The sequence below is a fragment of the Aphanothece microscopica RSMan92 genome (assembly GCF_046613545.2).
In the GTDB taxonomy this organism is placed as follows: domain Bacteria; phylum Cyanobacteriota; class Cyanobacteriia; order PCC-6307; family Cyanobiaceae; genus NIES-981.
This window is the reverse complement of record NZ_JBKKKY020000139.1, coordinates 1-2,094: the sequence shown is the minus strand read 5'-3', so window position 1 is coordinate 2,094 and position 2,094 is coordinate 1. Positions and strand designations below refer to the sequence as shown.

The following is a 2,094-nucleotide window of genomic DNA, read 5'->3' as shown; positions in this document are numbered from 1 at the left end:
ACCTGCTCGAGCAGTACAGACTGCCCGAGCACCGTGGGCGGCGGATCGCCCAGATCAACGTCGATGCTGATCTCCGCATCACGGAGAGACGTACGCGCGAGCACGAGCGCGCCTTCTACCGCCGACGCCAACGGCACTTCTTCCAACGCCCCGCCTTCTTCAGCCCCCCGGGCGAAGCGGCGCAGGCGATCGATCATGTCGGCTGTCCGCTGGGTTTCCTGAATGATCCGCGCGAGCCGCGCATCGACCTGCGCCCCGTTCCCACGCTGGGCGGCAATCTGGGCCACTTCGGCCGCCAGCAGGATGCCCTGCAATGGTTGCTTCATCTCGTGCGCCAGGCCGGCCGCCATTTCGCCAAGCGAAGCAAGACGGGCAGCCGCAATGGCGCGGTCCGAGGCTTCACGCTCGCTGGTTGCGTCCATTATGTAGCCGACCACCTCGGCGCATCCGTGCTCGTCCCCGGTCAGCAAAAGGCAACGGCTGCGGAGCCATTTCCACGACCCATCGGGCTGCCGGAACCGATACTCGGCGGTGACGCTGCCTTCCCTGACCGCGCGCGCCACGAGTACGTCGATGCCGGGCCAGCTGGGTTCCATCCAGGGGGTAAGGGCATCGACGCCATCGAAGGTCTCGGCGGGCCAACCGAGGACCCTTGCCATGTCGCCGGCGCGATAGACAAGCCGTGAGCCGCCACTGGCATCAACCCGACGCAGGTAGATGATGGCAGGAAGGCCGCTGTGCAGGCGCGCGATTTCGGCGCGGCCCGCGCGCAACGCACCGGCTTCGCGCCGCGCCTCCCGCACGGCCGCACGATTAGTCGTCCAGACAACGACAGCCAGCCCCAAGCCGAGGGCAGCGCCACCCGCGAGCAACAACCGCACCGCAGCCCAGGCAGAAGCCTGTTGCAGCGCCCCACGCTCGTAAACGCCGAGCAGCCAGCCATATGCCTGCGTCAGACGTTCGACCGCATAGACGTTGTCCGGCACATGCCAGCCCGGACCGGTGATAATGCTTCCGTCCCTGCCCTCCATCGCGGTGGAGATCCAATCGGGCGCTTGAGCCCCGACCTGCGCCCCGTCACGATCGGCGGTATGCGCCAGGACCTGCAGGCGCCTGTCCGCGATGGCCGCGAAGGTGCCGGCCGGCAATCGTTGCCGCGCCAGCAATGCCCTCCGCGCCGCGGGTTCAATTGTCAGGACGAGGACGCGCCTGGCTTTGGCGGGACGCTCAACCGGGACCATGACTGCGAGCGTCGGCCGTCCCGTGAGCGGCCCAGTGAAAAGGCCAGAGACCGCAGGACGGCCGGTCTCGAAAACGCGATCAAGCGAGGCGTGACCCTCGACAGGAGTCGCCGCGGGGAGTTCCGCGCCAGGTTGTCGGCGCGTGTTGGCGAGCATGCGATAGGTGGGTGGCTGGTCAACCAGAACGAGCCCCCCTCCCAGGCGCGTTGCGACCTCGCCCGCGCGCGCCTCGAAGGTGTCAGCATCGACAGGATCATCGAGCAGCGGTGAAACCGCAAGTGTCTCCAGCGCCAGGATGTAGCTACCGAGTTGCGCGTCAACGGCGGCAGCGAGACCCTGCGCGGTACCGCGCAACCGCGCTTCGTCGGCTGCGCGGTACGCGCCGAGCGTGCTGAAAAGCGCGTAAGTCGCGAAGGCGGCGAGCGGCAGAAGGGCGGAAAAGCCTAGCAGGAGAAAGCGCAGGCGGCGCCCAATCCGGTCATTATATCGAAATAGAAATATCACATCAGATCCGACGCTCGCCGCGCCGCATAATTGCATGACACGCGATAGTCATCTACGGGCTTTCAACCAAACAAAACCGGGATGGCACTCATCGATTTCCCACGGCTCTACCAGCCTGATTAGAGCCGATTTTTGCCGGTTCTACTTCGGCAGTATGTTGGTAGGTGTGACGGCGAGGCTGCGGCTGCAGTGCGGACATCGTCGGTGGTGCGAGTAGACTAGGTGCTGCTGCATGGCGCGCCTGACGGCAGGGTGGCTGGGCTCAGGCGGCTGACACGGGGGGGCACGGGTGCCCAGCCTCCCCCCGCTTCACCGCAAGCGCGGCCTGGCGTGCTGGCCGCGCTTGCGG

Annotated in this window: 1 protein-coding gene; it reads right to left on the bottom strand. The window is 66.6% G+C overall.

The window, feature by feature from the left end; translation table 11 throughout:
• A partial coding sequence (locus tag ACLD7X_RS16410) for a sensor histidine kinase (RefSeq protein ID WP_411424757.1) occupies positions 1 to 1,781 on the bottom strand: 1,781 nt, incomplete at its 3' end.
• Between the last annotated feature and the right edge of the window lie 313 nt (positions 1,782 to 2,094).